Origin of the sequence: Cellulomonas sp. NTE-D12, from assembly GCF_027923705.1 — a bacterium.
GTDB lineage: Bacteria > Actinomycetota > Actinomycetes > Actinomycetales > Cellulomonadaceae > Cellulomonas.
The window spans coordinates 2,910,156-2,936,144 of sequence record NZ_AP026442.1 but is presented as its reverse complement, the minus strand read 5'-3'; the positions used below and the strand labels follow the sequence as shown (position 1 = coordinate 2,936,144).

Annotated in this window: 31 protein-coding genes; 26 read left to right on the top strand and 5 right to left on the bottom strand. The window is 74.2% G+C overall.

Translation table 11 applies throughout. The annotated features are described in order from the left end of the window. The first annotated feature begins 3 nt into the window (after positions 1-3). From map to QMF98_RS13485, 9 genes are all read left to right on the top strand, one after another. Positions 4-825, top strand: a complete 822-nt coding sequence (map, locus tag QMF98_RS13525) for a type I methionyl aminopeptidase (protein WP_337973508.1) — start codon at positions 4-6, stop codon at positions 823-825. A 291-nt stretch (positions 826-1,116) separates the two neighbouring features. Beyond that, complete coding sequence (locus QMF98_RS13520) at positions 1,117-2,049, top strand: hypothetical protein (RefSeq protein ID WP_337973507.1); 933 nt, start codon at positions 1,117-1,119, stop codon at positions 2,047-2,049. Positions 2,050-2,469: 420 nt separating this feature from the next. After that, positions 2,470-2,691: a translation initiation factor IF-1 gene (gene infA / locus QMF98_RS13515; protein ID WP_029290613.1), complete on the top strand. Its 222-nt coding sequence runs from the start codon at positions 2,470-2,472 to the stop codon at positions 2,689-2,691. A 55-nt stretch (positions 2,692-2,746) separates the two neighbouring features. Beyond that, complete coding sequence (gene rpmJ / locus QMF98_RS13510; protein ID WP_088289657.1) at positions 2,747-2,860, top strand: 50S ribosomal protein L36; 114 nt, start codon at positions 2,747-2,749, stop codon at positions 2,858-2,860. Between the two features lie 179 nt (positions 2,861-3,039). Next, positions 3,040-3,420 (top strand): 30S ribosomal protein S13, encoded by a 381-nt coding sequence (gene rpsM, locus QMF98_RS13505; protein ID WP_263729672.1) that lies wholly within the window; start codon positions 3,040-3,042, stop codon positions 3,418-3,420. Positions 3,421-3,465: 45 nt separating this feature from the next. Then, on the top strand, positions 3,466-3,870 hold the full coding sequence (gene rpsK / locus QMF98_RS13500; protein ID WP_291757892.1) for a 30S ribosomal protein S11: 405 nt from the start codon (positions 3,466-3,468) through the stop codon (positions 3,868-3,870). A 135-nt stretch (positions 3,871-4,005) separates the two neighbouring features. Beyond that, complete coding sequence (locus tag QMF98_RS13495) at positions 4,006-5,019, top strand: DNA-directed RNA polymerase subunit alpha (protein WP_291757890.1); 1,014 nt, start codon at positions 4,006-4,008, stop codon at positions 5,017-5,019. 76 nt (positions 5,020-5,095) lie between these two features. Further along, entirely contained in the window at positions 5,096-5,659 is a 564-nt protein-coding gene (rplQ, locus tag QMF98_RS13490; RefSeq protein WP_337973506.1) for a 50S ribosomal protein L17, read from the top strand. A gap of 120 nt (positions 5,660-5,779) precedes the next feature. Then, positions 5,780-6,676 (top strand): alpha/beta fold hydrolase, encoded by an 897-nt coding sequence (locus QMF98_RS13485; RefSeq protein WP_337973505.1) that lies wholly within the window; start codon positions 5,780-5,782, stop codon positions 6,674-6,676. On the opposite strand, the gene QMF98_RS13480 is transcribed toward QMF98_RS13485, so the two are convergent. After that, positions 6,578-7,342: an ROK family protein gene (locus QMF98_RS13480; protein WP_337973504.1), complete on the bottom strand. Its 765-nt coding sequence runs from the start codon at positions 7,340-7,342 to the stop codon at positions 6,578-6,580. The two genes, QMF98_RS13485 and QMF98_RS13480, sit on opposite strands and share 99 nt — an antisense overlap. A 42-nt stretch (positions 7,343-7,384) precedes the next feature. Between QMF98_RS13480 and truA the strand changes: the two genes are divergently transcribed. Next, entirely contained in the window at positions 7,385-8,299 is a 915-nt protein-coding gene (gene truA, locus QMF98_RS13475; protein WP_337973503.1) for a tRNA pseudouridine(38-40) synthase TruA, read from the top strand. Positions 8,300-8,405: 106 nt separating this feature from the next. Here truA and QMF98_RS13470 read toward each other — a convergent pair whose 3' ends face one another. Next, on the bottom strand, positions 8,406-8,855 hold the full coding sequence (locus QMF98_RS13470; RefSeq protein ID WP_337973502.1) for a DUF5709 domain-containing protein: 450 nt from the start codon (positions 8,853-8,855) through the stop codon (positions 8,406-8,408). Positions 8,856-8,960: 105 nt separating this feature from the next. Continuing rightward, positions 8,961-9,608: a LysE/ArgO family amino acid transporter gene (locus QMF98_RS13465; RefSeq protein WP_490715669.1), complete on the bottom strand. Its 648-nt coding sequence runs from the start codon at positions 9,606-9,608 to the stop codon at positions 8,961-8,963. Between the two features lie 16 nt (positions 9,609-9,624). Between QMF98_RS13465 and QMF98_RS13460 the strand changes: the two genes are divergently transcribed. From QMF98_RS13460 to QMF98_RS13430, 7 genes are all read left to right on the top strand, one after another. Continuing rightward, positions 9,625-10,545 carry a LysR family transcriptional regulator ArgP gene (locus QMF98_RS13460; protein WP_337973500.1) on the top strand — a complete coding sequence of 307 codons (921 nt, stop codon included), beginning with the start codon at positions 9,625-9,627 and terminating at the stop codon, positions 10,543-10,545. 228 nt (positions 10,546-10,773) lie between these two features. Further along, entirely contained in the window at positions 10,774-11,223 is a 450-nt protein-coding gene (gene rplM / locus QMF98_RS13455; RefSeq protein ID WP_263729661.1) for a 50S ribosomal protein L13, read from the top strand. A 38-nt stretch (positions 11,224-11,261) separates the two neighbouring features. Then, a complete protein-coding gene (gene rpsI / locus QMF98_RS13450) occupies positions 11,262-11,750 on the top strand; it encodes a 30S ribosomal protein S9 (RefSeq protein ID WP_263729660.1) in 489 nt (162 codons plus the stop codon). Positions 11,751-11,940: 190 nt separating this feature from the next. Further along, on the top strand, positions 11,941-13,290 hold the full coding sequence (glmM, locus tag QMF98_RS13445; protein WP_337973499.1) for a phosphoglucosamine mutase: 1,350 nt from the start codon (positions 11,941-11,943) through the stop codon (positions 13,288-13,290). Further along, positions 13,287-13,958 (top strand): peptide deformylase, encoded by a 672-nt coding sequence (locus tag QMF98_RS13440; protein ID WP_337973498.1) that lies wholly within the window; start codon positions 13,287-13,289, stop codon positions 13,956-13,958. The genes glmM and QMF98_RS13440 overlap by 4 nt, the downstream gene beginning before the upstream one ends. A gap of 69 nt (positions 13,959-14,027) precedes the next feature. After that, complete coding sequence (locus tag QMF98_RS13435) at positions 14,028-14,678, top strand: DedA family protein (RefSeq protein ID WP_337973497.1); 651 nt, start codon at positions 14,028-14,030, stop codon at positions 14,676-14,678. A gap of 136 nt (positions 14,679-14,814) precedes the next feature. Further along, the gene (locus tag QMF98_RS13430; protein WP_337973496.1) at positions 14,815-15,471 is read left to right on the top strand and encodes a hypothetical protein; all 657 of its coding nucleotides are present in this window, start codon (positions 14,815-14,817) and stop codon (positions 15,469-15,471) included. Positions 15,472-15,495: 24 nt separating this feature from the next. Here QMF98_RS13430 and coaA read toward each other — a convergent pair whose 3' ends face one another. Next, positions 15,496-16,446, bottom strand: coding sequence for a type I pantothenate kinase (coaA, locus tag QMF98_RS13425; protein WP_263729654.1), 951 nt, complete (start codon positions 16,444-16,446; stop codon positions 15,496-15,498). Between the two features lie 82 nt (positions 16,447-16,528). Here coaA and glmS point away from each other — a divergent pair, with 82 nt between their 5' ends. Both glmS and QMF98_RS13415 read left to right on the top strand, forming a co-directional pair. Beyond that, on the top strand, positions 16,529-18,385 hold the full coding sequence (gene glmS / locus QMF98_RS13420) for a glutamine--fructose-6-phosphate transaminase (isomerizing) (RefSeq protein WP_337973495.1): 1,857 nt from the start codon (positions 16,529-16,531) through the stop codon (positions 18,383-18,385). A 7-nt stretch (positions 18,386-18,392) separates the two neighbouring features. Then, positions 18,393-18,746, top strand: coding sequence for a holo-ACP synthase (locus tag QMF98_RS13415; protein WP_263729652.1), 354 nt, complete (start codon positions 18,393-18,395; stop codon positions 18,744-18,746). 108 nt (positions 18,747-18,854) lie between these two features. Here QMF98_RS13415 and QMF98_RS13410 read toward each other — a convergent pair whose 3' ends face one another. Then, complete coding sequence (locus QMF98_RS13410) at positions 18,855-19,841, bottom strand: LLM class F420-dependent oxidoreductase (protein WP_291757864.1); 987 nt, start codon at positions 19,839-19,841, stop codon at positions 18,855-18,857. A gap of 30 nt (positions 19,842-19,871) precedes the next feature. Here QMF98_RS13410 and QMF98_RS13405 point away from each other — a divergent pair, with 30 nt between their 5' ends. Genes QMF98_RS13405 through QMF98_RS13375 form a run of 7 tightly spaced genes read left to right on the top strand, consistent with a single transcriptional unit; the run spans position 19,872 to position 25,967 of the window. Continuing rightward, a complete protein-coding gene (locus QMF98_RS13405) occupies positions 19,872-21,428 on the top strand; it encodes an NAD(P)H-hydrate epimerase (RefSeq protein ID WP_337973494.1) in 1,557 nt (518 codons plus the stop codon). After that, complete coding sequence (locus QMF98_RS13400) at positions 21,425-22,108, top strand: nucleoside/nucleotide kinase family protein (RefSeq protein ID WP_337973493.1); 684 nt, start codon at positions 21,425-21,427, stop codon at positions 22,106-22,108. Before QMF98_RS13405 ends, QMF98_RS13400 begins: the two co-directional genes overlap by 4 nt. A 47-nt stretch (positions 22,109-22,155) precedes the next feature. After that, positions 22,156-23,352 (top strand): alanine racemase, encoded by a 1,197-nt coding sequence (gene alr, locus QMF98_RS13395; RefSeq protein WP_490715613.1) that lies wholly within the window; start codon positions 22,156-22,158, stop codon positions 23,350-23,352. Beyond that, the gene (gene tsaE / locus QMF98_RS13390; RefSeq protein WP_337973492.1) at positions 23,349-23,939 is read left to right on the top strand and encodes a tRNA (adenosine(37)-N6)-threonylcarbamoyltransferase complex ATPase subunit type 1 TsaE; all 591 of its coding nucleotides are present in this window, start codon (positions 23,349-23,351) and stop codon (positions 23,937-23,939) included. Before alr ends, tsaE begins: the two co-directional genes overlap by 4 nt. 5 nt (positions 23,940-23,944) lie before the next feature. Next, complete coding sequence (tsaB, locus tag QMF98_RS13385) at positions 23,945-24,640, top strand: tRNA (adenosine(37)-N6)-threonylcarbamoyltransferase complex dimerization subunit type 1 TsaB (RefSeq protein WP_337973491.1); 696 nt, start codon at positions 23,945-23,947, stop codon at positions 24,638-24,640. Next, positions 24,637-25,122 carry a ribosomal protein S18-alanine N-acetyltransferase gene (rimI, locus tag QMF98_RS13380; protein ID WP_337973490.1) on the top strand — a complete coding sequence of 162 codons (486 nt, stop codon included), beginning with the start codon at positions 24,637-24,639 and terminating at the stop codon, positions 25,120-25,122. The genes tsaB and rimI overlap by 4 nt, the downstream gene beginning before the upstream one ends. Next, entirely contained in the window at positions 25,119-25,967 is an 849-nt protein-coding gene (locus QMF98_RS13375; protein ID WP_337973489.1) for a sulfurtransferase, read from the top strand. The genes rimI and QMF98_RS13375 overlap by 4 nt, the downstream gene beginning before the upstream one ends. The last annotated feature ends 22 nt before the right edge of the window (positions 25,968-25,989 follow it).

Sequence of the window (25,989 nt, the reverse complement as noted above, 5' to 3'; positions counted from 1 at the left end):
TGCGTGGCCGGTCGCGAGCGGATCGAGCTGAAGTCGGTCGACGAGGTGCGTGCCATGCGGCGCGCGGGGCTCGTGGTCGCCGCAGCCCTGGCGGAGGTGCGGGCCGCGCTGGTACCCGGTGCGACGACCGGCCAGCTCGACGCCGTGGCGGCACGGGTGATCGCCTCGTCGGGTGCCACGCCCTCCTTCCTCGGGTACGAGGGGTACCCGGCGACGATCTGCGTCTCGGTGAACGACGAGGTGGTCCACGGCATACCGGGGGAGCGGGTGGTCCGCTCGGGCGACCTCGTGTCCGTCGACTGCGGCGCGATCGTGGACGGGTGGCACGGGGACAGCGCCTTCAGCGCCGTCGTCGGCGACGGCGATCCTGCCGACCAGGCGCTGGTCGCGACGACGGAGGCGGCGATGTGGGCCGGCATCGCCGCTCTTGCCGGCGGGGACCGCATCGGCGTGGTCGGGGAAGCCGTGGAGGACCTCGTCGACTCGGGTCCGGTGCGCTACGGGATCGTGCAGGACTACGTCGGGCACGGCATCGGTACCGCGATGCACCAGCCGCCCGACGTGCCGAACTACCGGTTGCGACCGAGGGGGCACCGGGTGACGCCCGGCATGGTGCTGGCCGTCGAGCCGATGCTGACGCGCGGTTCCGGTGACACGCACGAGCTCGCCGACGGGTGGACGGTGGTGACGGACGACGGGTCCCGGGCGGCGCACTGGGAGCACACCGTCGCAGTGCTGGAGGGCGCGCTCTGGGTGCTCACGGCCGAGGACGGCGGCGCGGCTCGTCTCGGCGAGCGAGGAGTGCGGATCGCGGCGCTGGTCTGAGATCGCACGGGATGGATCACCCGATCGGGTGGCATTTGCGTCGGTGCAGGTCAGGGCTGTGGATTGCCCACATCGGTCCGTTATGTCCGATATGGTCGCTCGCGCGGGAAGGATCCCGCCACGGGCCAGGGGGCGCGAGCGCGTGCGGTACGCACGCAGCGGCACTGGTGCTCGCGTTCCCCGGCAGGTGCCTCAGCGCTGACGCCTGCCCGCATCGATGGGTGGACCATGCTGCGCAGTTCTCGTCATGGAAGCTCCGTCCCCCGCCGCGGCCTCAGGGCTGCAGCGGCCGTGCTCACCGGGACGGTGATGATGATCGGCCTCGCCACGGGTGCATCGGCCGCGGCCAGCTGCGTGGACGCGGGCGGTGGGGGGCAGGACGAGTCCCAGGGAGTCCCTGCGCACCCGTTCCCCCAGCGTGGTGGCACGCATGCCGCACCCCCGACCGCGACCGGTGCGTACGTGTACCGGAAGCGCGACGCCGGCCGACCCGCGTCCTGGAAGAACTCGACGCAGCAGTACCTGGTGGCGACCTGGTCGGGTGCCGAGTACCGCCCGGTGACGCTCGACCAGGTGCGGACCGCGCTGGCCGTGGCGGGTGTCGAGCTGTGCGGATCCGGCTGGGCGGTGCAGGAGGACCAGGCCTACGGCACGGAGTCGCTGTTCACCGACACCCCCGCGCCGAGCTACCCGAGGATGACCATCGGCTGGCCACCGATCTTCGCCGCGCAGCACTGGACCCTGGACAAGCTCGTCCAGGTCCCCGCGTGCGCCTCGGCCACAGCCGTCCCGACCCCGACCCCGACGCCGACCACCACGCCGAAGTCGCCCGCGGCACCCGTGGTCGTCCCGACCGAGACGCCCAGACCGGTCGAGACGACCCCCGCCGTCGGCCCGAGCCGTCCGGCCACGACCGCGCCCACGGCGTCCCCCAGCGCGACGGTCGCTCCTGCGGCGGCCCCGAGCACCACTGCCGCACCGGTCGCGACGCCGAAGCCGAGCGCTTCTCCTTCGCGGGACGTCGTCGACGTCGTGCTGTCCGCGCCGGACTCCACCCAGAGCGCCAGCCCGCAGGTCGTCAGCGCGGTGCTTGCCGCCGAGGACCGCACGGGTTCGTTGGCGCAGACCGGTGCGGCGCCGATCGGCGTCGCAGCCGCAGCGGTCGTGCTCGTGGCGGCCGGCGTGCTTCTGCTGGTGCTGCGTCGTCGCGGCGCGATGCGATGAGTCCGGCGGCGCCGCACCTCTCCTGACGGAGGTGCGCGGCGCGCCACCGGTCCGTGCCCGACGGTGCCCCTGGGGAACCCCTCCTCCCCCGGGGGCACCGTCGTGTCCGCGTGACCGTGCGGCGGGGCCCGTGCCCGACGGCCGTGGCGCGCCGCCGGGGTGCCTGGCTGGATGTCGCGGAACGGTGTGCCGCGGCTCTCACCGGGCCGGTTTCCCGGGGTGCAGCGGATGGCGTAGGGTAGCCCGTTGGGTGTGCGTCATCCTGCGCTGCGGCGTGGGCGGGCAAGGTCGTCATCCGCCGTCCTGTCTGGACGGGGAGACCGGCAGCACCCTCCACGATGGCACGAGTCGCCGGGGCGTCAGCTCTCGCGGGTCGCGTGTCGTGGGTCGACACGTACGGACCGACAGGCAGCGGAGGACATGGCAAAGAAGGACGGTGTCATCGAGATCGAGGGCTCGGTGGTCGAGGCTCTGCCGAACGCGATGTTCCGCGTCGAGCTGAGCAACGGGCACAAGGTTCTCGCCCACATCTCGGGCAAGATGCGTCAGCACTACATCCGGATCCTCCCTGAGGACCGCGTCGTGGTGGAGCTGAGCCCGTACGACCTGTCCCGCGGGCGCATCGTCTACCGCTACAAGTAATCACCACTCGACCACGCCGTCTCACCCGCGAGGGTGCCCGGCGGCGGAGGGAACCATGAAGGTCAAGCCGAGCGTCAAGAAGATCTGCGACAAGTGCAAGGTGATCCGCCGGCACGGTCGCGTCATGGTGATCTGCGAGAACCAGCGCCACAAGCAGCGCCAGGGCTGAGCAGCCACCAGCACCACCCCGGGTCCCGGTGACGGGACCCGATCAGCGCACCGCCGCACCGGTCGCCGTCGTGCAGACGTCGACACCGGTGACACCCCCGGCTCGGAGGCCGGGGCCCGCAGGCTCGCGGGAGGACGGTGCGGCAGACCTCCGACGAAGTTGCAGGAGCCACCAGGCACATGGCACGTCTCATCGGCGTCGACCTCCCCCGCGAGAAGCGGCTCGAGGTTGCGCTCACCTACATCTACGGGGTCGGCCGCACGCGTGCGACCGAGACCCTGAAGGCGACCGGCATCAGCCCGGACGTCCGCGTCAAGGACCTCGGGGACGCCGAGCTCGTCGCCCTGCGCGACTACCTCGAGGGCAACTACAAGCTCGAGGGTGACCTGCGGCGCGAGGTCGCCGCCGACATCCGCCGCAAGGTCGAGATCGGCTGCTACCAGGGGCTGCGTCACCGCCGCGGCCTGCCGGTGCGTGGTCAGCGCACCAAGACCAACGCCCGCACCCGCAAGGGCCCCAAGCGCACCGTCGCCGGCAAGAAGAAGGCCGGGCGCAAGTAGCCCGCCCGTCGCCGGACGACCCGCAGACCCCGAGAGAAGAAGCAGATGCCCCCCAAGACCCGCACCAGCTCCGTGCGCAAGCCGCGCCGCAAGGAGAAGAAGAACGTCTCCCACGGCCAGGCGCACATCAAGAGCACCTTCAACAACACGATCGTCTCCATCACCGACCCGTCCGGCGCCGTGATCGCCTGGGCGTCGGGCGGCGACGTCGGCTTCAAGGGCTCGCGCAAGTCGACCCCGTTCGCCGCGGGCCTGGCGGCCGAGGCCGCCGCGCGCAAGGCGCAGGAGCACGGCATGCGCAAGGTCGACGTGTTCGTCAAGGGCCCCGGCTCCGGCCGTGAGACCGCGATCCGCTCGCTGCAGTCGGCGGGCCTCGAGGTCGGCTCGATCCAGGACGTGACGCCGCAGGCCCACAACGGCTGCCGTCCGCCGAAGCGCCGTCGCGTCTGAGCTCGATCGCACCGGTCCGTGCCCCGCCGCACGGACCGGTGCGCCGACCGCGCCGGTGGACCGAGACCGTGCGCGGTCATTGCACGTCACTGCGGAGCGTCATATGGCGGACGCCCGCTGAGAGGAAACCCCACCGTGCTGATCGCACAGCGCCCCACCCTGACCGAAGAGGTCATCTCGGAGCACCGCTCGCGGTTCTCCATCGAGCCGCTGGAGCCGGGCTTCGGCTACACGCTCGGCAACTCCCTGCGCCGGACGCTCCTGTCGTCCATCCCGGGTGCGGCCGTCACCAGCATCCGCATCGACGGCGTGCTGCACGAGTTCTCCACCGTGCCGGGGGTCAAGGAGGACGTCACCGAGCTGATCCTCAACATCAAGAACCTGGTCGTCTCCTCCGAGAACGACGAGCCGGTGGTCATGTACCTGCGCAAGCAGGGTGCCGGTCAGGTGACCGCGGCGGACATCGTCCCGCCGGCCGGTGTCGAGGTGCACAACCCCGAGCTGCACCTGGCGACGCTGAACGACAAGGGCAAGCTCGAGATCGAGCTGACCGTCGAGCGTGGTCGTGGCTACGTCTCCGCCAGCCAGAACAAGTCGTTCGACACCGAGATCGGCCGGATCCCGGTCGACTCGATCTACTCGCCGGTGCTCAAGGTGACCTACAAGGTCGAGGCGACCCGCGTCGAGCAGCGCACCGACTTCGACAAGCTGATCGTGGACGTCGAGACCAAGCCGGCGATCAGCCCGCGCGACGCGCTGGCCTCCGCCGGCAAGACGCTGGTCGAGCTGTTCGGGCTGGCCCGCGAGCTCAACGTCGAGGCCGAGGGCATCGAGATCGGCCCGTCGCCGACGGACGCCGCGCTCGCCGCCGACCTGGCGCTGCCGATCGAGGACCTGCAGCTGACCATCCGGTCGTACAACTGCCTCAAGCGCGAGGGCATCCACACGGTGGGCGAGCTCGTCGCACGGTCCGAGGCCGACCTGCTCGACATCCGCAACTTCGGTGCGAAGTCCATCACCGAGGTCAAGGAGAAGCTGGCCGAGCTGGGACTGAGCCTGAAGGACAGCCCGATCGACTTCGACGCGACGGCCGGTGCCGGCTACTACGCCGACGACGAGGTCGACTTCAGCGAGGACGAGCAGTACTGACGCCGGGGAACGCGCCGGCCCGTCGCTCGACGGGCCGCGCGCGTCGACCATCACCAGAACTCAAGGAGTAGAGACCATGCCCACGCCCACCAAGGGACCCCGGCTCGGTGGCGGACCGGCTCACGAGCGGCTGATCCTCGCGAACCTCGCGACGCAGCTGTTCGAGCACCAGCGTGTCACGACGACGGAGGCCAAGGCCAAGCGCCTGCGTCCCCTCGCCGAGCGGCTCATCACGTTCGCCAAGCGCGGCGACCTGCACGCCCGTCGTCGGGTGATGACGGTCGTCAAGGACAAGGGCGTCGTGCACGTCCTGTTCACGGAGATCGCACCCGCGGTCGCCGAGCGTCAGGGTGGCTACACGCGCATCACCAAGATCGGCGCCCGCAAGGGTGACAACGCGCCGATGGCGGTCATCGAGCTGGTGCTCGAGCCGCTCTCGCCGAAGCAGGCCGTCGTGAAGGAGGCGACGCGTGCGACCGCCAAGGCGGCACCCGCGGCCGCCCCGGTCGCCGCCGCTCCGGTCGAGGAGAGCGACACCCCGGTCGAGGAGTCCGCGGCTGTCGCCGAGGAGACCCCGAACGAGCCTGCCGCCGAGACGGCCGCCGACGACGCCCCCGAGGGTGACGCCGACAAGGCCTGATCCGTAGCACCGCAGCACCACACGAGAGCCCGGGACATCCGCAGAGGGGATGTCCCGGGCTCTCGCGCGTCCGCCGGGCGAACCTGGGCACCGCGGTGACGGACGGCCTAGCGTCGACCCGTGACCGAGAGGGACCGGGAACGGTCGGCGGCGGCAGGGCCCGAGCCGCGGCGGTCGACGGTGCCGGTCGTGCTGGTGCACGGGCTGCGCACGTCGCGCACCATGTGGCGGGTCCAGGTCGAGGCGTTGGAGCGGTCGGGTCGCACGGCGGTGGCGGTCGACCTGCCCGGGCACGGCGTGCGGCGCGGGGAACGGTTCAGCCTCGAGGCGGCCGACGAGACACTGGTGCGCGCCGTCGACGACGTCGGGGGCAGGGCGCTCGTGGTCGGGCTGTCGCTCGGCGGCTACGTGGCGATCGCGCACGCCGCGCGGCACCCGGAGCAGGTAATCGGCCTGGTCGCCGCGTCCTGCTGCACGCGCCCGCGGCCGCCGCTGGTGGACGCCTGGGCGGTTGCGGCGGGCGTGATCGCCCGGCTGCCGGACGCGGGCGCGCGCCTGAACCAGGTGCTCGTCGAGCGGATGCTGTCGCCGGCGGGCGCGGCCGACTCCGGTGCCGGCGGGTTCGCCCTCGCGGTGATGGGCGACGTCCTGCGCGCGATGCGGTCGGCTCGGCCGCTGGAGGACCTGGCTCGGGTCGACGCGCCCGTGTGGCTGGTCAACGGTCGGTTCGACCACTTCCGCGGTGAGGAGCGCGCCTTCCTCCGTGCGTGCCGGCACGGTCGGCTGGTGGTCGTCCCCGGTGCGACGCACCTGGTCAGCCTGGTGCGTCCGACGCGGTTCACCCGGGTGCTGCTCGAGGCGGCCGCCGAGCTGGAGGGCGCCGTCGCCGGCGGGGTGCCGCTGAGCGTCGGACCGACGTCAGAGGGTCAGCGACCAGGCGCGGACGCCGCCGACGATGCCGGCCTGGTTGGGCACCACGACGACGTCGTCGCCGAGCCGGTCCAGCACCTGCGGTGAGATGTGGCGGGAGTTGCCGCCGCCGAGGTACAGCCGGTCCCACCAGAACACCGGCCGGAACCCCTCGACGACGTGCCGCACGCGGCGCGACCACAGCGCGTCGCCGAGCCGGGCCCGTTCCGGCTGGCCGATGTACGAGTCGTACGTGGTGCTGCGGCGCAGCGGCGCATGGGACAGCTCGAGGTGGGGCGCCAGCCTGCCGCCGTCGAACAGTGCGGAGCCGAGCCCGGTGCCGAGGGTGAGCACGAGCTCCACGCCGGTGCCGGACACCACGCCCGCGCCGTGCACCTCCGCGTCGTTCAGCACCAGCGCCGGCACACCGAGGCGGTCCTCGATCAGGGCGCGGATGTCGCAGCCGGCCCAGGCGTCGACCAGCTCGGGCAGCACGGTGCTGCGCGGACCCGACCGGGTGACGTAGTGCGGTGTGGCCACGACGACGCCGTGCCGGATCATCCCCGGCATGCCGACGGTCGCTCGGCTGAACGGGAGAAGGGCGGCACCGAGCTCCGCGACCGTCTGCACCAGCCGGTCCGGGGGGAGGGGGTAGGGCGTCGGCACCCGCACCGGCGGCGCGTGGAGCGTGCCGGCGCCGTCCAGCACCGACGCCTTGATGCCACCTCCGCCGCAGTCCACGGCGAGGGTGAACGGGTCCGACGGGTTCGCCACCGGACCACGGTAGCGGGGCCCCGTGCGGCTACGGTGTCCGCCGTGACCACCGCCGCGGACCCTGTCGTCCGGCTGCGCCTCGACCTGGCCTACGACGGCGCGGGTTTCGCGGGCTGGGCGCGGCAGCCCGCGCTCCGGACCGTGCAGGGCGTGCTGGAGGACGCGCTTGCGACGGTCCTGCGCGCGGCACCTCGGGGCGAGGCCCTGCCGCGGGTGACGGTGGCCGGTCGAACCGACGCCGGGGTGCACGCCCGGGGACAGGTGGCGCACGTCGACGTCGGTGTTGCGGCGCTGCTGGCGACGCGCGGGCGGTCGGACCGGGACGGCCCGACGGCGCTCGTCGCCCGGCTCGCCGGCGTGCTGCCCGGCGACCTGGTCGTGCATCGCGTGACCGTGGCGCCGAGCGGGTTCGACGCTCGGTTCTCCGCACTGCGGCGCCGCTACGTCTACCGCGTCTGCGACGACGCGGCGCTCCGCGACCCGTTGCGCCGCGGTCACGTGCTGTGGCACCGGCGGGCGCTCGACGCCGACGCGATGGCGGCAGCGGCGCGCCCGCTCGTCGGACGCCACGACTTCGCCGCGTTCTGCAAGCCACGGCCGGAGGCCACGACCATCCGCACCCTGGAGCGGTTCGAGTGGAGTCGCGTGACCAGCGGGCCGGACGAGGGGCTGGTGGTCGCCCACGTGCAGGCGGACGCGTTCTGCCACTCGATGGTGCGGGCGCTCGTCGGCGCGAGCCTGGTCATCGGCGAGAGGCGACGCCCCGCCGGGTGGGCGGCCGAGCTGCTCGCCGGACGTCGGCGGGACGGGGCTGCGGCCGTCGTACCGCCGCACGGCCTCACGCTCGAGGAGGTGGGCTACCCGCCGGACGCCGAGCTGGCGGAGCGTGCGGTGCAGACCCGGGCGCGGCGCCGCCCGGAGGAAGCCGCCGGCACCCCCGGCTGCGAGTGCGACTGACCACGCCCGAACGGCACACCGTCATCGGCGGAGTCCCGTACCGCGCGGCGCGATGACCCGGCGAGGTCGCTGACGCGCCCGACCGGGGCGTGCCGCGACGCCCCGCTCACTCGTGCTCGTCGTCCGCCCGGTACAACGGTTCCTGCTGGTCGGGGTCGGGGATGACGTGCACCGCTGCCTCCTCGGCGCTGGCCGCGCCGCCCGCGACGCCGACGTCGTGCGCGAAGGTGTCGGTGACGCCGGCCGCCACCGCGTCGTCGTCGGCCTCGAGACGGCCGGCCCGGTACTCCTCGCGGTCGCCACTCGGCTCCTCCGGCATCTCCCAGACCTCGGGCTCCTCCTGCCGTACCCGCTGGTCGATCGTCTCCCGGTGCTCCTCCTCCCACGCCGTCTCGCCGTAGTGGGTGCTGCGGCCGCGCTCGGGCGGGGAGTAGCCCTCGTCGAGCAGGTCCTCAACACCGCGCTCGAGCAGCATGTCCTCGCGCGGCAGCTGGTCGGCGTCACCCTCGGAACCGAGTGCGGCGTCGGTGCTGGTGGCTGGGGTCTCCTCGGTCATGGCTCCACCGTGGCATCCGTCGGCCGGCGGCGCCACGGGTGCGGGGCACCAGCCCCCGGTGCGGGCGGACCGTGCGGCGTCGCGCGCCTGTGGTGCGCCGTCGGCTCAGTCGAGGACGAGCCGGACGGCGATCGTCGCCATGACGGCGGCGACGAGCAGGTCGAGGACCCGCCAGGCACCGGGACGGGCGAAGACCGGCCGCAGGCGCACGGCGCCGTAGCCCAGCGCGGTGAACCAGACGACGCTGGCGACCGCGGCGCCGGCGGCGAACTGCCACCGGGCGGCTCCCGCCTGCTGGGCGAGCGCGCCGAGCAGCAGCACGGTGTCGAGGTAGACGTGAGGGTTGAGGAACGTCAGCGCGGCGCTCGTGGCGAGCACCGGGCGCAGGCCTGCGGGGCCCGAGGTGGCGGGGTCGAGGACGCCCGGCCGCACGGCACGTCGCACGGCGTCGGCGGCCAGCCACAGCAGGAACGCGGCGCCTCCGACGCGCACGGCGGTCAGTGCGGTCGGGTGGGCCTGCACGACGGCGCCGAGCCCGGCGGTACCCAGGGCGATGAGCACGGCGTCGGCCAGGACGCAGAGGACGACGACGGCGCCGATGTGCTCACGGCGCAGGCCCTGCCGCAGCACGAAGGCGTTCTGCGCGCCGATGGCGACGATGAGGGAGAGCCCGCTGAGCAGGCCGCGGAGGGCGATCACGGAGGGACGGTAGGCGGATGCGTTCCGACAGGGAAGTTCAGGTTTCTGAAGCATCTGTAGCATCACTCATGTGTACGACGCCGAGCAGCTGACGACTCTCGCCGCGGTCGTCGCCGAGGGCACGTTCGACGCCGCCGCGCAGACGCTGCACGTGACGCCGAGCGCGGTCAGCCAGCGTGTCCGAGCGCTCGAGCAGCACGCGGGCCAGGTGCTGGTGCTCAGGACGAGGCCGTGCCGCCCGACGGCGGCCGGAGAGGTGCTGGTGCGGCTCGCCGGCCAGCGCGCCGCCCTGGACACGGAGGCGCGGCATGCGCTGGGGCAGCTGGGCGGACCCGCGGACCGGCTGCCGGTGGCCGTGAACGCCGACTCGCTCGCCACCTGGTTCGTCCAGGTCCTCTCGAGCGTCGGCGACGACGTCACGGTCGAGGTCCACCGGGAGGACCAGGACCGGACGGCTCAGCTGCTCCGGGACGGCACGGTGATGGCCGCGGTGACCGGTGACGGACGGGCGGTGCAGGGCTGCCGCTCGGTACCGCTCGGGTCGGCCCGGTACCGCGCGATGGCATCCGCGTCCTTCGTCGCACGTCACCTGGCCGACGTGCCGCTCGGCGGCTCGGGGGAGCGGCGCCGTCTCGCGCGTGCGCTCGCCACGGCGCCGGCCGTCGCGTTCACCGCGGAGGACACGTTGCAGCACCGGTTCGTCACGATGCTGGGCGGCGGCTCCGCGCTGCGTCGGGTGCACCACGTCCCGTCCAGCTCGGCGTACGTCTCGGTGGTCGCCGCGGGCCTGGGCTGGGGGATGGTGTCCGAGCAGGAGGCCGACCAGCTCGCGCCGGCCGGTGTGCTCGTCGACCTCGCTCCCGGCTCGTGGTTGGACGTGCCGCTGTGGTGGCAGCGCTGGGCCATCCGGACCCGGGCGCTCGACGAGCTCTCCGACCGGGTGGTCGAGGTCGCCCGCAGCGCGCTGCGGCAGGCGCCCGTCACGGTCTGACGGGGCGCCGACGGACGGGTTTTGCCGTGGTGCCGCTCTCAGTTACCCTGGTGTGTCGTTGCGCGTCCCCTGTCGTGCGCCGGTGGCTTCTCACCACCTGGCACCGGTGGCTGCACCCGGTGATCCCACTCGCCGGATCGGGATGCCTCGACATACCCGTCACGGGCTGCTCGCTCTGCGAGTCGTCCGCGGCCTCGACATGCATCACTGACCAGAAGGCTCACACCCGTGCGCACGTACACCCCGAAGCCCGGCGACGTCGAGCGGACCTGGTACGTCATCGACGCGACCGATGTCGTCCTGGGCCGCCTGGCCACCCATGTGGCCACGCTGCTGCGTGGCAAGCACAAGCCGACGTTCGCTCCTCACGTCGACGGCGGTGACTTCGTCATCGTCATCAACGCCGAGAAGGTCGCCCTCACCGGCACCAAGCGGGAGACCAAGGTCGCCTACCGGCACTCCGGTTTCCCAGGCGGTCTGACGGCCACCGGTTACACCGAGCTCCTGGCCACGCACCCGGAGCGCGCGATCGAGAAGGCCGTGCGGGGCATGCTGCCCAAGACAACGCTCGGCCGCCAGCAGCTGGGCAAGCTCAAGGTGTACACGGGTCCGGAGCACCCGCACGCCGCGCAGCAGCCGAAGCCCTTCGAGCTCATCCAGGTGGCGCAGCAGGGCTGAGGCCCCGCTGCGACGAACGACGGAACGCGAGGATCCCCGTGGCGGAGACCACAGTCGACTACGACACCGAGGGCGACGACACGCCCACCAGCTACACCTCTGAGACGGCAGCCCCCACGGGGCGTGGCCAGTCCCTGACGGCACCGGGCCAGGCGCTCGGCCGCCGCAAGGAGGCCATCGCCCGCGTCCGCCTGGTGCCCGGCACCGGCACCTGGACGATCAACGGGCGGACGCTCGAGGACTACTTCCCGAACAAGCTGCACCAGCAGCTGGTGAGCTCCCCGCTGAAGGTGGTGGACGTCGAGGGTCGCTTCGACATCATCGCCCGGGTCAGCGGCGGCGGCGTCACCGGCCAGGCCGGCGCCCTGCGCCTCGGCATCGCCCGTGCGCTGAACGCGATCGACGCCGAGCACAACCGCCCGGCACTGAAGAAGGCTGGCTTCCTGACCCGCGACGCGCGCGTCGTGGAGCGCAAGAAGGCCGGTCTGAAGAAGGCCCGCAAGGCTCCGCAGTACTCGAAGCGCTGATCAGGCGCTCCGTCACGACGGCCCCGCTGCACCTCGGTGCGCGGGGCCGTCGGCATGCCGGGCCCCGGAGGGGTCCGGCCGACGTTCCGGCCCGCGGCACGATCGCGACCGGTACCGTCCACAAGCAGATGACCGGCCGGCAGACCTCGGGGTCCCGGCACGTGGGGGACGACGACGAGGGGGTCCGCTGATGGGCCGACTGTTCGGGACCGACGGTGTGCGGGGGCTGGCCAACCGCGACGTGACGGCCGAGGTGGCGCTGGACGTCTCCGTGGCGGCCGCGCACGTGCTCGGCACCAAAGGGGCGTTCGCCGGGCACCGGCCGCGCGCGGTGGTCGGCCGGGACTCGCGGGCGTCGGGCGAGTTCCTCGCCGCGGCCGTCTCGGCCGGGCTCGCCTCCGCCGGCGTGGACGTGGACGACGTCGGCCTGCTGCCCACACCCGCGGTGGCCTTCCTGACGGCGGCGACGGGGGTCGACCTGGGCGTCGTGCTGTCCGCCTCGCACAACCCGATGCCGGACAACGGCATCAAGTTCCTCGCTCGAGGCGGCCACAAGCTGGACGACGAGCTCGAGGACGCGATCGAGACCCGGCTCGGCGAGCCGTGGGACCGGCCGGTCGGTGCGGGGGTCGGACGCATCCGGGTGGACACCGGACGCGCCGGCGAGCTGTACGTGGAGCACCTGGTCAGCACCATCACCACCCCGCTGAACGGGTTGCGGATCGCCGTGGACTGCGCGAACGGCGCGGCTAGCGAGGTCGGTCCGGCGGCGCTGCGAGCGGCCGGCGCCGAGGTGCTGGTGATCAACGCCGCGCCCGACGGGCTGAACATCAACGACCGCTGCGGCTCCACGCACCCGGAGCAGCTGCAGGCGTTCGTCGTCGCCTCCGGTGCCGACCTCGGCGTCGCGTTCGACGGGGACGCCGACCGCTGCCTGGCGGTCGATGCGAACGGAACCCTGGTCGACGGTGACCAGATCATGGCGGTCATCGCGCTGGCCCTGCGGGACCAGGGCCGCCTCGCGCACGACACCCTGGTCATCACGGTGATGAGCAACCTGGGCCTGCGGCTGGCGATGACCGAGGCGGGCGTCACCACCGTGGACACCGCCGTGGGGGACCGGTACGTGCTCGAGGCGATGCGGGCCGGTGGCTTCAGCCTCGGCGGCGAGCAGTCGGGGCACATCATCCTGGCGGAGCACGCCACCACCGGGGACGGCATCCTGACCGCCCTGCAGCTGGCGTCGCGCGTCGCCGCCTCGGGCCGGCCCCTGGCCGACCTCGCCTCGGTGGTCCGGCGCCTCCCGCAGACGCTGGTCAACGTCTCGGGCGTCGACCGGACGCGGGCAGCCGGCGACGGCCCGCTCGGCGAGGCCGTCGCCCGTGCCGAGCAGCTGCTGGGCGGCACCGGCCGGGTGCTGCTGCGGCCGTCCGGCACCGAGCCGCTGGTCCGCGTGATGGTCGAGGCGGCCACCCAGGCCGAGGCGGACCGCGTCGCCGGCGAGCTGGCCGACGTGGTGCGGGAGCGGCTCGCGCTGTGACGGCTTCGGACCGGTCAGCACGCGACCACGCGCTGCGCGACCACGCCCTGCGCCTGGTCGAGGCGGCTGCCGCGCGCCCGGACGGGTTGGCTCCGATCGTCCGTGCCGGCCACCCGGCCCTGAGGGCGGTGGCGGTCCCGTTCGACGGTCAGCTGTCGGCCACGGAGCTCGCTGCCCTGCTGTCCTTGATGCGTCGGACGATGCGGGCCGCCCCCGGCGTGGGCCTCGCCGCGCCCCAGGTCGGCCTTCCGCTCGCCCTCGCCGTGCTCGAGGACCCCGGGGTCGGCAGCCCCGAGGTCGCCACGGTGCGCGAGCGCCAGCCGCTGGCCCCTCGGGTCCTGGTCAACCCGCGGTACGCGCCCCTGGACGACGAGCGTGTGTCCTTCTACGAGGGGTGCCTGTCGGTGGTGGGCTACCAGGCCGTCGTGGCGCGGCACCGTTCCGTGCGCCTGACCGGCCAGGACGAGCACGGCGAACCGCTCGACGAGGTGGTCGACGGCTGGACGGCGCGCATCGTCCAGCACGAGACCGACCACCTGGCCGGCACGTTGTACCTGGACCGCGCCGAGCTGCGCTCCCTCTCCGCCACGGACGAGCTCGGGGCCCGGTGGGCGGCGGAGCCGCGGCCGGTCACCGCGTCCCGCACGCTCGGCTTCCCGCTGGACTGAACGCTCCCGGAGCCGGTGCCCCGGCCTGTAGCGTGAAGACGGCGGCACGCCCGCCCCGGGGCACGGGCAGTGCCGACCGTCGGCGAGGGGACGTCAGGCGTGCAGGAGTGGGCGTTGGCCCTGGTCGGGTCGCCGTGGGTGTTCGCCGCGCTCTACGCGTTCGCCACCGTGGACGGCTTCTTCCCGCCGATCCCCAGCGAGACCGTGGTGATCGCCCTCGCCTCGCTGTGGGCGTCGCGGGGGAGCCCGCCGCTGCTGCCCGTGATCCTCGTGGCCGCCCTCGGTGCGTTCACGGGCGACCAGATCGCCTACACGATCGGCACCCGGGTGAAGGTCCGCAGCCTGCGCATCTTCGCCCGGCCCAAGGCGCAGCAGGCGCTGGACTGGGCCGAGCGGTCGCTCGCGACCCGTGGCGCGTCGTTCATCATCGCCGCGCGGTACATCCCCGTCGGCCGCGTGGCCGTCAACATGACGGCCGGCGCGCTCCGCTACCGCCGTCGCCGGTTCGTCGGCATCACCGCGCTCGCGGCGGTCACCTGGGCGACCTACTCCTCGGTGATCGGTATCGCGTCCGGCGTGGTGCTGAAGAACCATCCGATGATCGGCCTGGTCGTGGGCGTGGTCGGCGGCCTGGTGATCGGAGCGCTGGTGGACTGGGTGCTCAGCGCATGGGCCCGCCGCCCCGGCGGGTCGAGGTCACGATCCGGTGCCGCCGGCTAACGATCCGGTCTCACTGCGTCAATCGGCGGGATGACCCACCTACCCTCGATCCGGGTCGGCGCCGCGGCTGGGCCTCCGGCACCGCACGTCGTCCGCGGCGGTCCTGCCGGCCGCAGGACGTAGGCAGGGGCAGGACGTGGACCGAGGACGAGGGCGCGCGCAGCGCGGTGCCGCGCGTCCGGTGGCCCTGATCGGTGCGGGCCTGGGGATCGGCACCGTGCTGCTGGTCCTGGTGCTGGGTCAGCGGTCCGACGACGATGCGCAGCGCAGCACCCGGTCGGCCGAGGTCGTGCCGGCAGCCGACTGCCTGGCGCCCGAGGTGCTCGACGCGTTCGGGCTGCGGCTCGACGCGGTTCTCGCCACGGCGGGGGCGCACGAGCCGGCACCGGCGGCCGGTCGGGTCCCGAGCTCTTTCAGCCCGGTCGGGGTGGTGGTGTGCCAGGCCGGTGGCACGCTGCGCGACGGGTCCGGCACCTGGTCGGTGGTCACGGCGACGACGAGGGAGGGCACCGCGACGGCGATCGCGGCCCTGCAGGCTGCCCTGGAAGGTGCCCCGGCGCCGGTGGCGCCGAGCGCGAGGCCGTCCACGTGCTCGACGAGCCCCGCCGACCGGGTGGAGCTGTGGCTGGTGGACTCGATGGGCCGGGCCGTCCGCCCGCAGATGCCGACGGACGGCTGCGGCCGCCCGACCGAGGCCGTGCGGCATGCGCTGGACGCCCTGACGGTGACGGACCAGTCCGATGCGCCGGTCAGCCTGGTGGCCCCGGCGACGCCCGCACCGACGGGGCCCTGAGCCGGGCGACGGGCGCCGAGGCGGTCAGAGCTTGCGCAGCCGGACCCGCTGGACGCTGTGGTCGGCGCCCTTGGTCAGCACCAGGGTCGCCCGGCTGCGGGTCGGCAGGATGTTGTCCTCGAGGTTGGGCGCGTTGATCGCGTCCCAGATCCCCTTGGCCATGTCCGTCGCCTCGTCGTCGGACAGGGCGGCGAACCGGTGGAAGTACGAGCTCGGCTGGGTGAACGACGTCTCGCGGAGCCGCAGGAACCGGTCGATGTACCACTTGCGCACGTCGGCGGTCCGCGCGTCCACGTAGATGGAGAAGTCGAAGAAGTCGCTGACCGCGAGGTTCGAGCGGCCGCCTAGCGGGGTGCGGGCCGGCTGCAGCACGTTCAGGCCCTCGACGATCAGCACGTCCGGCCGCCGCACGACCGTCCGCGCGCCCGGCACGATGTCGTAGGTCAGGTGGTCGTACACCGGGGCGCTGACCTCGGGCCGCCCCGCCTTGACGGCGGCGACGAACCGCAGCAGCGCACGGCGGTCGTACGACTCAGGGAACCCCTTGCGGTCGAGCAGCCGACGCCGCTCGAGCTCGGCGTTCGGGTAGAGGAACCCGTCGGTGGTGACCAGCTCGACGCGCGGCGTGGCGGGCCAGCGGGCCATCAGCTCGCGCAGCAGGCGGGCGGTGGTGGACTTGCCGACGGCGACCGAGCCGGCGACGCCGATGACGAAGGGCGTCAGCCCGGCGTCCTCGTGCAGGAACGTGCTGGTGGCCCGGTGCAGGTGCCGGGTCGCCTCGATGTGCAGGTCCAGCAGGCGGGAGATCGGGCGGTAGATCGCATCGACCTCCGCGAGGTCGATCGGGTCCCCGAGACCGCGCAGCCGCTGCACGTCGGCGCCGGTCAGGGGCAGCGGGGTCGACTCCGACAGGCGCACCCAGGCCGACCGGTCCAGGTCGACGTACGGCGTGGACGACGCGGCGGTGAGCGGCACGGCCCGATCCTCGCACGGGCCGTGGGCGCGGGGAGGACGCCCGGCGGCGGTCCGTCGTGGCCCGGCCGTTACCATCGACGCCATGTGCGGAATCGTCGGGTACGTCGGGAGTCGAACGGCCAGCGGCCTGCCCCTCGAGGTGGTGATCGAGGGCCTGCGGCGCCTCGAGTACCGCGGCTACGACTCGGCCGGGGTCGCCGTCGTGACGGCCGACGGGGAGCTCGACACCCGCAAGAAGGCCGGCAAGCTGGCCAACCTCGTCGAGGAGCTGGACGCCCGTCCGCTGCCCGCCGCGACGGCCGCGATCGGCCACACCCGCTGGGCGACGCACGGCGGCCCGACCGACGTCAACGCCCACCCGCACGTCGCCGGGCGGCTCGCCGTGATCCACAACGGCATCGTCGAGAACTTCGCCACCCTGAAGGCCGAACTGGTCGAGCAGGGGGTCCAGTTCGCCTCGGAGACCGACACCGAGGTGGTCGCGCACCTGCTGGCCGCCGCCTTCGACCGCACGGGCGACCTGACGACCGCCATGCAGTCGGTCGCGCTGCGCCTGGAGGGCACCTTCACGCTGCTGGCCGTGCACGCCGACCGCCCCGACCTCGTCGTCGGCGCACGGCACGACTCGCCGCTCGTCGTGGGCCTCGGCGCCGGCGAGAACTTCCTCGGCTCGGACGTCGCGGCCTTCATCGCGCACACCCGCGAGGCGCTCGAGCTCGGGCAGGACCAGGTGGTGACCATCACGCCGGACCGGGTCGAGGTGACCGACTTCGCAGGGAACGCCGCGCAGGGCCGCCAGTTCGTCGTCGACTGGGACGCCGCCGCCGCCGAGAAGGGCGGCTTCCGGTCCTTCATGGACAAGGAGATCCACGACCAGCCGCACGCCGTCGCCGACACGCTGCTCGGCCGGACCGACGTGCACGGCCGGCTGGTGCTGGACGAGATGCACATCGACGAGTCGGTGCTGCGCCAGGTGGACAAGATCGTCGTCGTCGCCTGCGGCACCGCGGCCTACGCCGGGCACGTCGCCAAGTACGCCGTCGAGCACTGGTGCCGGATCCCGGTCGAGGTGGAGCTCGCCCACGAGTTCCGCTACCGCGACCCCGTGGTCGACGAGCGGACGCTGGTCGTGGCGATCTCGCAGTCCGGCGAGACGATGGACACGCTGATGGCCGTGCGGCACGCCCGTGAGCAGGGCTCCCGCGTGCTCGCCGTGGTGAACACGCACGGCTCGACGATCCCGCGCGAGTCGGACGCCGTGCTGTACACGCATGCGGGTCCCGAGATCGCCGTCGCGTCGACCAAGGCGTTCCTCGCCCAGATCACCGCGGTGTACCTGCTGGGCCTGTACCTCGCCCAGCTGCGCGGCAACATGTTCCCCGACGAGGTCGGCGCGATCCTCACTGAGCTGCGGGCGATGCCGGACAAGATCCAGCAGGTGCTCGACCGGGCCGACCGGGTGCGGCAGGTGGCGCGGTGGATGGCCGACACGCAGAGCGTGCTCTTCCTCGGCCGGCACGTCGGCTTCCCGGTAGCCCTCGAGGGTGCGCTCAAGCTCAAGGAGATCGCGTACATCCACGCCGAGGGGTTCGCGGCCGGCGAGCTCAAGCACGGACCGATCGCCCTGATCGAGCCCGGCCAGCCCGTGTTCGTCATCGTGCCGAGCCCGCGCAGCCGGCACTCCCTGCACTCGAAGGTCGTCTCCAACATCCAGGAGATCCGGGCACGCGGCGCCCGCACCCTGGTGATCGCCGAGGACGGCGACGAGGCCGTGCTCCCGTTCGCGGACGAGGTGTTCTCGGTCCCGCAGTGCCCGACGCTGCTCGCCCCCCTGCTGACGGTCGTGCCGCTGCAGATCTTCGCCTGCGAGCTGGCCACCGCGAAGGGGCTGGACGTGGACCAGCCGCGGAACCTGGCCAAGTCCGTCACGGTCGAGTGACCGGACGGTGATCGTCGGCGTCGGCATCGACGTGGTGGACGTGCAGCGCCTGGTGGAGGCGTTGCACCGCTCACCGCGGCTCCGCGAGCGGCTGTTCGTCGCCGACGAGCGGTCGATGCCGGAGACCTCCCTGGCGGCGCGCTTCGCCACCAAGGAGGCCCTCGCCAAGGCGCTGGGGGCACCCGCGGGGCTGCACTGGCACGACGCGGTGGTGCGCCGGGTGGCGGGTGCTCAGCCCGTGATCGAGGTGACCGGGACCGTCGCGGCACGGGCCGCCGAGCTGGGGATCACGCGGTTCCACGTCTCGATCTCGCACGACGCCGGCATCGCGGCCGCCGTCGTCGTCGCCGAGCGGGACTGAGCCGCCGAGCAGGAGCGAGTCGCCGATCGGGACTTAGCCGCCAGGTCGTCAGAGGCACGGTCCCACGCTGGGCCGACGGGCAGCCGGCCCAGCGTGGGACCGTGCCTCTCAGCGCAGCGCCGGCACGACCTCGCGCTCGAACAGCTCGATGCCCGAGCGGTCGTAGGCCGCCTCGGCGAAGTAGCAGATGGCGTACGTCATGCCGAGCCCCTCGAGCTCGCGCAGCTTCTCGACGATCTGCTCCGGCGTGCCGACCAGCGGGCCGCGGCGCCACGACTCGGCCTCGTCGGCCGCCTTGGCCGGGACCGTCAGCGCGTAGTGCTCCTCGATCCAGGCGATCCGGTCGTCCACCTCGGCCTGCGTCGACCCGATCACCACGTTGTAGTTGGCGGAGCGCGTGATCTCGTCGAACGGGCGTCCGATCGCCTCGCAGTGACCGCGCAGGATCTGCGACTTCTGGGCGAAGCCGGCCGGCGCCCCGTCGAAGTTGGTGTACGACGCGTGCTCCGCCGCGATGCGCAGCGTCACCTTCTCGCCACCGCCCGCGATCCACAGCGGCGGGCCGTCCAGCTGCAGGGGGAGCGGTGCCAGCATCGCGCCGTCCACCTGGTAGTGCTTCCCGTCGAGCGTGGCGGTGCCGGTGCTCCACAGCTGCTTGAAGATCTGCACGCCCTCGTCGAGCATGCCGAGCCGGTTGCCGGCGGACGGGAAGCCGTAGCCGTACGCCTTCCACTCGTGCTCGTACCAGCCGGCGCCGATGCCCATCTCCACGCGGCCGCCGCTGATCACGTCCGCGGTGGCGGCCACCTTCGCCAGGTAGGCGGGGTTCCGGTACGCCATGCACGTGCACATCTGGCCCAGTCGGACCCGTGACGTGCTGGCGGCGAAGGCGCTCATCAGGCTCCACGCCTCGTGCACCGCCTCGCCGTTGGGCTCGGGCACCGAGTGGAAGTGGTCGTAGACCCAGATCGACTCCCAGGTGTCGCCGTCGTCGGCGTGCTGGGCGAGGCCGTGCATCACGGACCAGTGCTCGCGGGGGTCGATGCCGGTGAGGTCCTGCCGCCAGCCCTGGGGGATGAAGAGTCCGAAGCGCATGGTTCGCACGCTACCGGGGGACCCGCGAGGATGGGCGACGTGCTGCTGGCGTGGGGGTCGGACGACGTACGGGCCGCGGAGGAGCCGCTGCTGGCGGCGGGGGTGCCGCTGATGGACCGCGCCGCCTTCGCGCTGGCCACGGTGGTCGCGGCCCGCCTGCGAGAACGGCGCGGCCGGGTCGGTGGCGCGCGGGTGGTCCTGCTGGTCGGTGGCGGCAACAACGGCGGGGACGCGTTGTGGGCGGGCGTGCGGCTGCTGCGCCGGGGGGCCGAGGTCACGGCGCTGCTGGTGTCCGAGCGGGTCCACCCGGAGGGGTCGGTGGCCTTCCGGGAGGCCGGGGGCCGGCTTCGGTCGCTGGACGGGTCGTCGGACGGCTCGTCCGACGGCTCGTCCGTCCGAGCGGCGGCGGCTCTGGCGGCGCGGGCCGACGTGGTGCTCGACGGGATGCTCGGCATCGGGGCGCGGGGCGGCCTGCGCGGCACGGGCGCGGCCCTGGTCACGGCCCTGCAGGGGGCCTTCGCGGCGGTGGAGCGGCTGCCCCTGGTGGTGGCGGTCGACGTGCCCTCCGGCATCGGGGTGGACGACGGCAGCGTCGCCGGTCCCGTGCTGACCGCGGACCTCACGGTGACGTTCGGCTGCGCCAAGCCGGGGCTGCTGCTGCCGCCGGCGGCGGCTCTGGCCGGGCGGGTCGACGTGGTGGACGTCGGGCTGCGGAACGCCGGCACGCCGGCCGTGGTGCGGCTCGGGGCCGACGACCTCGCGGCGCTGTGGCCCGTGCCCGGCGAAGCGGCCCACAAGTACACCCGCGGGGTGCTCGGCGTGGTGGCCGGCACGCCGCGGTACCCCGGCGCTGCGGTCCTGGTGAGCAGCGCCGCGGTGCTGGCCGGCGTCGGGATGGTCCGGTACGTCGGTGACGTCGGCGATGCGGTGCTCGCCGCGCGGCCCGAGGTGGTCGTCGGGACCGGGAGGGTGCAGGCCTGGGCGGTCGGTCCCGGGATCGACCCCGACGACGAGGTGGCAGCCGCACGGGTGCGGGACGCGCTCGGTGCGGCGGCGGCCGACGACCTCCCGGTCGTCGCGGACGCGGGCGCGCTCGGGCTGCTGCCGGACCGGCTGACCCCGCTGACGGTGCTGACCCCGCACGCCGGGGAGCTGGCGACCCTGCTCGGCGTGCGAGGCGAACCGGTCGAGCGCGCGGACGTCGAGCGGGAGCCGCTGCGATGGGCGGTCCGGGCGCAGCAGCTGACCGGCGCCACGGTGCTGCTCAAGGGGGCCGTGACGGTGGTCGCAGGGCCGCACGGCGCCCGGTACGCGCAGGCCGAGGCGCCGGCGTGGCTGGCCACCGCCGGTGCGGGCGACGTGCTGACCGGACTGCTCGGCGCCCTGCTGGCCGGTCGTTCCGACGACGTGCGGGCCGACCCGACCCTGGTCGCGGCGCTCGCGGCCGCGGCCGCGTCGGTGCACGGTCGCGCGGCACGGGCGGCGAACCCCGGCGGACCCGTGGCGGCCCTTGCGGTGGCGCAGGCGCTCCCCGGTGTGGTGGCGGGGCTGGTGGCGCCACGCGAGACGGCGGCGGAGGACGCATGACGATCCCGGAGACGTCCCCGCTGCCGTCCGCACTGGTCGACCGGGTCCGCGCGCTGCTGGACCGTCCGCCCAGACCATCCGCCGACGGCACCGAACCGTCCGACGGTGCCGCGCACCGGCGGCTCCTCGGGATCACGGGTGCGCCGGGGGCCGGGAAGTCCACGGTGTCCGCGCGGCTGGCCGAGGCGTTCGGCGCGGACTGCGTCGTCGTGCCGATGGACGGCTTCCACCTCGCGCAGACGACGCTCGAGCGGTTGGGGCGGGCGGACCGCAAGGGAGCGCCTGACACGTTCGACGCGGCCGGCTTCGTCGCGCTGCTGCGACGGCTGCGCCGGCCCGTCGACGGCGAGACGGTGTGGGCGCCCGAGTACCGGCGCGAGGCGCACAACGCGATCGCCGGTGCGCTGGCCGTGCCGGCCGACGTCCCGCTGGTGGTCGTCGAGGGCAACTACCTGCTGGTGCGCGAGCACGGGTTCGGGCCGGTGGCCGAGCTGCTGGACGAGACCTGGTACGTCACGGTCGACGACGAGGTGCGGCTCGAGCGCCTGATCGCCCGGCACGTGCGGTTCGGCAAGGCGCCGGACGCCGCACGGGCGTGGTCGCTCGGTCCCGACGAGGCCAACGCGCGGCTGATCGTGTCGACGGCCGACCGCGCCGACCTGGTGGTCGACCCCGGCTGACGGGCAGCCTCGGGCCCGTCCGCGGGGCCGGTGAGACACTGACGGCCGTGAGCCGCTTCCCCGCCCGTGCCGTCGTCGACCTGGCCGCGATCCGCGGCAACGTGCGGGCCCTGGCCCAGCACGCCCCCACGGCGCAGGTGATGGCCGTGGTCAAGGCGGACGCCTACGGCCACGGGCTGCTGCCGGTGGCGACGGCCGCCGTCGAGGCCGGCGCGACCTGGCTCGGCACCGCGCAGGTGTCCGAGGCGCTCGCGCTGCGCGCCGCCGGGGTGACCGCGCCCCGCGTGCTGACCTGGCTGTACGCCCCCGGAGCCCCGCTCGGGGAGGCGATCGAGGCGGACGTCGACGTGTCGGTCGCCGCGCCGTGGGCGCTCGACGAGGTGCTGCGTGCCGCCCGCGCCGCCGGCCGCACCGCCCGGGTGCACCTGAAGGTCGACACCGGGCTGGGCCGCAACGGCGTGCTGCCGGACCAGCTGCCGGAGCTGACGGCGGCGGCGTTGCGTGCCGAGGCGGAGGGCGCCGTCCGTCTGGTGGGCGTGTGGTCGCACTTCGCGTTCGCCGACGAGCCCGACCACCCGACCGTCCGGGCCCAGGAGCAGGTGTTCGCCGACGCGGTGCGCACGGTCGAGGCCGCCGGTGCGCGGCTCGAGGTGCGGCACATCGCCAACTCGGCGGCGACGTTGACGCGGCCGGCCGTGCACTACGACCTGGTCCGCCCCGGGCTGGCGGTGTACGGGCTGTCCCCGGTGCCTCAGCTCGGCGGCCCGGCCGACTTCGGGCTGGTGCCGGCCATGACCCTCGAGGCGGAGCTCGCGACCGTCAAACGCGTCCCGGCCGGCCAGGGCGTGTCCTACGGGCACCAGTACGTGACCGACCGCGAGACGACCCTCGGCGTGGTGCCGCTGGGGTACGCGGACGGGATCCCGCGGCACGCGTCCGGGTCCGGGGCGCGGCTCGGCGGGCCGGCGCAGGTCGGGCGCCGCACGCTCGGGGTGGCGGGGCGCGTGTGCATGGACCAGTTCGTGCTCGACCTCGGGCCGGAGGCGACGCAGAGAGCGGGGGACCGGGTGGTGCTGTTCGGGACGGGTGCGGACGGAGGTCCGACGGCGGAGGACTGGGCCCGCGCGGCCGGGACGATCAGCTACGAGATCACCACGCGGCTGGGCGTGCGTGTGCCGCGTGAGCACGTGGACTCCGTGGCGCGGGCCGGTGTGCCGGCGTGCGACCAGGCGGTCGTCCGATGACCGGCGAGCTGGCGGGTGTGCCCGGGGCTCCGGGCTCGGGTGGTGAGGCACCGACCGGCTCCGTGCGGCTGCCGGACGCCGAGGCGACCAGGGCCTACGGGCTCGAGCTCGCGGCCGTGCTGCGCCCGGGGGACCTCGTGGTGCTCACCGGTGACCTCGGCGCGGGGAAGACGACCCTGACCCAGGGCATCGGCGCCGGACTGCACGTCCGTGGGCAGGTCGCCTCGCCGACGTTCATCATCGCCCGTGAGCACCCGCCGGTCCCGCGGCCCGACGGCTCCGTCGGGCCGGCCCTGGTGCACGTGGACGCGTACCGGCTGCGGTCCCTCGACGAGGTCGAGGCGCTCGACCTCGACTCGAGCCTGGACGAGTCGGTGACCGTGGTGGAGTGGGGCGAGGGCTGGGTCGAGCCCCTGGCCGAGGACCGGCTGGAGCTGAGCCTGCGGCGTCCGCGCGGGGCGGTGGACCCGACGGCGGACGAGCCGGCGGACGCCGGCGAGCGGGTGCTCACGGTCCGTGCCGTGGGTCCTCGCTGGGCCGGTGTCGCGCTCCCGCGCGTCGGCGTCCTGACCGTCGTGGCAGGCTGATCGCCGTGCCGATCCTCGCCCTGGACACGTCCTCCGCCGTCGCCGTCGCCGTGCTGGCCGACGACGGAACGGTGCTGGCCACCCGGTCCGACTCCGAGCAACGGCACCATGCCGAGCTGCTCGCACCGATGGTGCAGCACGTGCTGGCCGATGCCGGCGTCGACCGGACGCAGCTGACCGCGGTCGTGGCCGGCACCGGCCCGGCGCCGTTCACCGGGCTGCGCGTCGGGCTGGTGACGGCCCGGACGATGGCGCTGGCGCTCGACGTCCCGGCGTGGGGGGTGCCCTCGGTCGACGCCCTGGCGGCGACCGCCGCGCGGACGGCGGAGCCCGGAGCCCGCGTGCTGGTGGTCACGGACGCACGCCGCCGGGAGGTGTACTGGGCGGAGTACCGCGTCGACGCCGACCGTGCGGCGGAGCCGATCGGCGGCCCGGACATCGCCGTCCCGGCCAACCTCGTCGAGCACGGCCGCACCACCGGCGCGCTGGTCGTCGGGCGCGGAGCGTGGCTGCACCACGAGGCGCTCGGGCTGACGGACGAGCAGCCGGACGACCCCGCGCTGCTCGACCCCGACCCCGCCGAGCTGGGCCGGCTGGCGCTGGCCCGCCACGCCGCCGGTCAGCCGCTCGCGACCACCCCGCTCTACCTCCGCCGACCGGATGCCGAACCGTCCGTCGTGCGCAAGCGGGTCCTCACGTGAGCGCCGTCCCGCCCGACGTCGTCGTGCGGGAGCTGGCCGCGAGCGACCTGCCACGGCTCGAAGTGCTGGAGCGGGACCTGTTCGGTGCGGCTGCGTGGTCGCCCGCGTCGCTCGCGGAGGAGCTGGTCACGGAGGGCAGGTGGTACATCGGCGCCGTCACGCCGACCACGGGGCTGCTGGTCGGGTACGCGGGCCTGTGGTTCGACGGCGAGGACGCCCAGGTGATGACGATCGCGGTGGACTCCCAGCACCAGGACCGCGGCATCGCCCGGACCATGCTGAACCAGCTGGTGGACCACGCCCGGCAGCTCGGCGCCCAGCGGGTGCTGCTCGAGGTGCGGGTGGACAACGACCCGGCGATCCACCTCTACGAGTCGACCGGCTTCCGGCGACTGGGCCGCCGCCGGGCCTACTACCAGCCGGGCAACATCGACGCCTGGACCATGCTGCTCCCGCTGCACGTGGCAGAGGAGCAGCGATGAGCAGGGCCGACGTGCTGGTGACCGCCGAGGCGCTCGCGGCGGCGCTCGCCGACGAGGAGCCGCCCGTGCTGCTGGACGTCCGCTGGGCCCTGGGCCGGTCGGACGGGCACGAGCAGTACCTGGCGGCCCATCTGCCCGGCGCCGTCTTCGTCGACCTGGACACCGAGCTCGCCGCGCCCCCGAGCGCGGCTGCCGGCCGGCACCCGCTCCCGCCGCTGGCCGACCTGGAGGCCGCGGCGCGGCGCTGGGGCCTGCGCGACGGAGCGGCGGTCGTGGTCTACGACGCCACGGGGGGCACCGCGGCAGCGCGGGCGTGGTGGCTGCTGCGCTGGGCGGGCCTCGCCCAGGTCCGGCTGCTCGACGGCGGCCTGTCGGCGTGGACCGCGGCCGGCCTGTCGCTGGAGGCCGGCGAGGTGCTCCCGGAACCGGGGGACGTGGTGCTGCACGCGGGCGGCCTGCCGACGATCGACGCGGACGGCGCGGCGGCCTGGCCCGAGGCCGGCACGCTGCTCGACGCCCGCGCGGCGGAGCGCTACGCCGGCGTCGTCGAGCCCGTCGACCCGCGAGCGGGCCACATCCCCGGCGCCCGCAGCGCACCGACCGCCGACAACCTCGCGCCGGACGGGCGCTTCCTCGACGACGACGCGCTGCGCGCCCGGTTCGCCGCGGTCGGCGTCACCGGGCCCGTTGCCGTGTACTGCGGGTCGGGCGTGACCGCGGCCCACCAGGTCGCGGCGCTCGCGGCGGTCGGGGTCGAGGCGGCCCTGTACCCGGGGTCGTGGTCGCAGTGGTCGTCGGACCCGTCGCGACCGGTGGCCACCTCCTCCGGGGAGACGACCGCCTGACGCACCTGACCGGGCCGACCGC